The 4,808-nt window shown below is 73.7% G+C and carries 4 protein-coding genes; 2 read left to right on the top strand and 2 right to left on the bottom strand.

The window, feature by feature from the left end; genetic code table 11:
- Nucleotides 1–120 precede the first annotated feature (120 nt).
- Nucleotides 121–783 (top strand): Type 1 glutamine amidotransferase-like domain-containing protein, encoded by a 663-nt coding sequence (locus J7523_RS16115; protein WP_291888848.1) that lies wholly within the window; start codon nucleotides 121–123, stop codon nucleotides 781–783.
- A 97-nt stretch (nucleotides 784–880) separates the two neighbouring features.
- Nucleotides 881–2,443, top strand: a complete 1,563-nt coding sequence (locus J7523_RS16120; protein WP_291888840.1) for a DUF222 domain-containing protein — start codon at nucleotides 881–883, stop codon at nucleotides 2,441–2,443.
- Nucleotides 2,444–2,576: 133 nt separating this feature from the next.
- Here J7523_RS16120 and J7523_RS16125 read toward each other — a convergent pair whose 3' ends face one another.
- Together J7523_RS16125 and J7523_RS16130 are read right to left on the bottom strand one after the other, a co-directional pair.
- Nucleotides 2,577–4,376, bottom strand: a complete 1,800-nt coding sequence (locus J7523_RS16125; RefSeq protein WP_291888844.1) for a M14 family metallopeptidase — start codon at nucleotides 4,374–4,376, stop codon at nucleotides 2,577–2,579.
- Nucleotides 4,373–4,808, bottom strand: a 436-nt coding sequence (locus tag J7523_RS16130; protein WP_291888846.1) for a hypothetical protein, incomplete at its 5' end; no start/stop codon positions are given. The genes J7523_RS16130 and J7523_RS16125, both read right to left, overlap by 4 nt.

Here is a 4,808-nt window from a genome sequence, read left to right on the forward strand (position 1 = left end):
TGGGTGGGCGCGTCACGCTCTGACCTGGACGGCGCACGCCGGCCGGCGCACGTCGGGTGCGCTCGTCCGGCGAGGTGCAGGATGGGCGGCGGTCGCACCCCAGCCATCTCGGAGGACACGGTGAAGCTCCTGCTCACGTCCGGCGGCGTCACGAACCCGAGCATCCGCGCGGCGCTCGAGCGCATGCTCGGCAAGCCGGTCGAGGAGAGCCACGCGCTGTGCGTCCCGACGGCGCAGTGGGGGCACCCGATGTGCGGGCCGACGTCGGTGCGCGGGCTGCTCGTTCCCGAGCCGTCCTTCCGGCACCTGACCGGGCTCGGCTGGGCGTCGCTCGGCGTCCTGGAGCTGACCGCGCTCCCGACGATCGGTGCGGACCGGTGGGTCCCGTGGGTCCGGGAGGCCGACGTGCTGCTCGTCGACGGCGGCGACGCGACCTACCTGGCGCACTGGGTGCGCGAGTCGGGGCTGGCCGACCTGCTGCCGTCGCTGACCGACACCGTCTGGGTCGGGGTGAGCGCCGGGAGCATGGTGATGACGCCGCGCATCGGCTCGTCCTTCGTGGAGTGGGCCTCCGCGCCCGACGACAGGACGCTCGGGGTGGTCGACTTCTCGATCTTCCCGCACCTCCACGCGTTCCCGGAGAACAGCCTGGCCGACGCCGAGCGGTGGGCCGCCGACCTCGGTGCGCCCGCGTACGCGATCGACGAGCAGACGGCCATCGCGGTCGTCGACGGGTCCGTCGAGGTGGTCTCGGAAGGGGACTGGACGGCGTTCGGCCTGTGACGGGGGCGTTCGGAGGGTTGTGTGCGAGGGTGCAGATCGGTATTATCCGTACATACGTTCGAATCGGCGATGGGTGCGGATGGGTCAGGTGGGGCCGGTGGACGTCGACGCGCTCCTCCGTGCCGCCGAGCAGCTCGCCACCACGGCCCGGCAAGCGAATCGGTGGGCCGCGGACCAGCGGCGGTCAGCGCTGGGAACGCTCGAGCGAGTCGTCGCGCTCGTCACGGCCGCGCGGTCGCAGATTCTCGTCGCCGAGCGCGCGGCCGAGTCCTGGTCCGGTCGCGGCGACCGGAGCTTCGAGTCGTGGCACGCGCGGACGTCGCACACCGGCGTCCGGGAGGCTACGCACCAGGTCCGGCAGGCGGACGCGCTCGCGTCCCTACCCCGCGTGGCGGAGGCCGTCGTCACCGGTGGCATGAGCGCTCCCCATCTCGACGTCGTGGCCCGCGCTGCCGCGACCGGGTCACCGACCGTCGCGTCGCGCATCCGTTCCGACGACGGTCAGGCACAGCTCGTCGCGATGGCCGAGAAGCTCGACGCCGACGCCTACGGCAGAGCAGTCGCCCGTTGGGCGGCCAAGGTCGACCCCGGCCGGCTCGAACGCACCCATCAGCAGCAGCGCGCCGAACGGTTCCTGCACGTCACGGAGACCCCCGGCGGCACGCACGTGAAAGGACTGCTCGACCAGGTCGCCGGGCACCGGCTGCGACTCGCGCTCGAGGCTGCGTCGCCCCGACCCGCCGCCGACGACGACCGGTCCTCCGAGCAGCGGCGTGCGGACGCGTTGGCGGCGATCGCCGACACCGTGCTTGGGCTGCCCGAGACCACGCCCGGCGCCGCGGTGCGACCGCACGTGTCGGTGGTGCTGCGTGAGGAGACGTGGGTCGCCCTGCGGGCCGCTCGGCCGAGCGCCGCGAAGCCGCGCGGGGTCACGGAGCCGGTTCCGGCGGTGGAAGCGATTCGCGGCGTCGAGCCGCCGACGGACGAGGACGGCGCACCCCTGCCGGCGAGCGAGGTCGCGCGGATCCTGTGCGACTGCGAGCTCACGCGGATCGTCGTGGACGCGCAGGATCAGCCCGTCGATCTCGGTCGGACCGCGCGGCTCTACTCGGGTGCGCAGCGGCGTGCCGTCCTCGTGCGCGACGGCGGCTGCGGCTGGCCGGGGTGCGGTGCTCGGGCCCGGTGGTGCGAGGTACACCACATCGCCTGGTGGGACCGGGACGGAGGTCCGACGAGCATCGACAACGCCATCGCGCTCTGCTCGTTCCATCACCACGAGGTGCACCGACAAGACCTGCGGATCACTCGGCGACCGCTCGCACCACCGCGTCAGGGTCCGGTGCGCGCGCCGGCGAGCCGCGCGTCGCGCGACTCCTCGACAGACCCGGGCGGCACTGCTTCACGTGGCAGCCCGCGGCGCGGTTCCACCCGAGCGTCCGACCCGACCGGGCCGCCGACTCGGGCGTCCGACCCGGTCGGGCCGCTGACCCGGGCGTCCGACCCGACCGGTCCGCCGACTCGGGCCTCAGACCACACTGACCCGACCGGTCCGCCGGGGCAGCGGTATGCGTTCCGCCGTCCTGACGGTCGACTCGTCGCGCCGCTGACGGCGGAGCCGAGAGGAGCGCCGCTGACGGCGGAGCGGCGAGGAGCGCCGTAGCGCGATCGACGGTCGCCGCGAGACGGAGCGAGCGGCCCGCACCGGGCTTGGGGATCCGGCGCGGGCGCTCGCCCGCCGTTCATGTGGTGCGCAGCCTCGTCGGTGCGACGTGTCCTGCTGGCTCGAGGCGTGACTACCGGAGGGTGCCGGGGACGAGCCGGACGCCGGGCTGGTTGGCCCAGGACGGGATGAAGTCCGGGTCGGCGGCACCGTTGGTGATCGTCCAGGTCCCGTCGCCGTTCGCGAACGCGATCGGGATGGACCCCCACCCGGGCGTCTGCCGCACCAGCGCGATGTCGGTCAGCCCGTTGCCGTTGAAGTCACCGGTCACGATCTTCACGCCCGGCTGGTTCGCCCAGGACGGGATGAAGTCCGGACCCGCGGCGCCGTTCGTGATGTTCCACCCACCGGAACCGTCGGCGAACGCGATCGGGATCGACCCCCACCCCGGCGTCTGGCGCACCAGCGCGATGTCCGTCAGGCCGTTCCCGTTGAAGTCACCGGTCACGATCCGCACCCCGGGCTGGTTCGCCCACGACGGGATGAAGTCCGGACCCGCCGCACCGTTCGTGATCGACCAGTTCCCCGCACCGTCGGCGAACGCCACCGGGATCGACCCCCACCCCGGCGTCTGGCGCACCAGCGCGATGTCGGTGTACCCGTTGCCGTTGAAGTCCCCCGTCACGACCCGCACCCCGGGCTGGTTGGCCCACGACGGGATGAAGTCCGGACCCGCCGCACCGTTCGTCACGATCCAGCCACCCGCACCGTCCGACGCCGCCACCGGGATCGACCCCCACCCCGGCGTCTGCCGCACCAACGCGATCGAGTTCACGGCGGACGGCGTCGGCTCCTCGGACCCGATCGTCGCCGCGGCCGCGACGGAGAGCGCCACGAGCCCGGCCGACACCTCGCGGATCACGTTCTCGGCCTCGGACCAGGTGGGCTGGAAGCTGTGCCCGCACTCGATGGTGAACGCGTCGATCTCGGCGACCCCGGCGAGCGCGCGGGACCGGCCGGCGGCCCAGTCGTCGCTCGCCCCGGACGTCGGGTAGAGCCCGTACGCCTGCTCGACGCCGTACGAGTCGCCCCGGACGGCCCGGATCGCGTCGTGCATCGTGTCGGCGAGCGCGCGCACCCGGTCGAGGTCGTCCTGCTCGATGTACTCGCCGTAGGCGCCGTCGTGCGGTCGCCCGCGGAGGCCGTCGAACGCGGGGTTGAGGAAGTTCTGGTCGGGGTGCGCCGTCTGGTTCTCGTCGCTGCCCCAGCTGTAGAGGATGTCGGGGACGGCGCTGTGCACGTCGACGTGCCACCGGATCCGCGGGTAGGTGTCGGCGAGCCAGACGACGTTCCGCGTCTCCGGCTCGGACGTGCTCGAGGGGCCGCGGTAGACCTGCGGGTCGCACGGGTCGGACGACGTCTGGACGTGGGAGTCGGCCGCGAAGTGGACGGTGTGGTCCCACAAGAAGTCGAAGTTCCGGTTGAGGTCGACCCCCACGCACGCCGCGCCGCCGGAGGGTGGTGGGCGCCGGTTCTTGCGCCACATCGGGCTCGTCGTCTGGCTGTACGCGCGCCCGTCGGGGTTCACACAGGCGTAGACGAAGACGTTGACCCGCTCGACGACCTGCCGCACCTCGTCGGCGGTGAAGGACTGGCCGCCGTACCCGAGGCCGGTGCCGAGCTGGTGCGCCTCGAGGAGGTCCGCGGCGAGCGCGACGAGCGCGTCCGGCGGCACCCACTCGCGGGCGTGCACGCCGCCGAGCAGCAGCACGCCGTCGGTGTCGGCGCTGCCCTGCGCGCCGATGCGGAGGACGTGCGCCTGCCGGCCCTCGTGGGACAGGTGCGGCAGCGTGATGAGCTCGGACGTCTGCGGGTACGCGGCCTGGAGGTTCGCGAGCGCCGACTCGATCTCGGTGACGTTGAGGTAGCTCATCGCGGTGGCTCCTTCGTGCCGAGGCCGTGCGGGACCTCGCCGCGCGCGGCGTACCGGTCGCCCGTGCCGACCTCCTGCTGGCGGGCTCGTCCGTTGGCGGTCTCGTCGGCGACGACGTCGAGCGTGACCTGACCGGCCGCGCGGGACGCTCGGGCGGCGTCGAGCCGGGACTGCTCGAGGTAGACGTCGAGCGTGTAGCCCGCGTCGGTGCGCCTGGCGACGGCGCGGCAGCCCGTGTCGGGCCGGACCTCGTCGGTGAACGCGCGCAGGTCGTCGAGCGTGGCGCCCTGCACCTGGACCCGGAGGACGGGGTCGCCGTCCTCCGCGGCCGGTGCGGCGACAGGTACCGGACCCGCCGGCGCGGTCGGCGGAGCCGGGGCGGTCGGCGGGGGCGGGGCGGTCGGCGCCGGCGGGGCAGCCAACGGACGAGCC

The organism is Cellulomonas sp. (genome assembly GCF_017744555.1).
Taxonomy (GTDB): Bacteria; Actinomycetota; Actinomycetes; order Actinomycetales; family Cellulomonadaceae; genus Cellulomonas.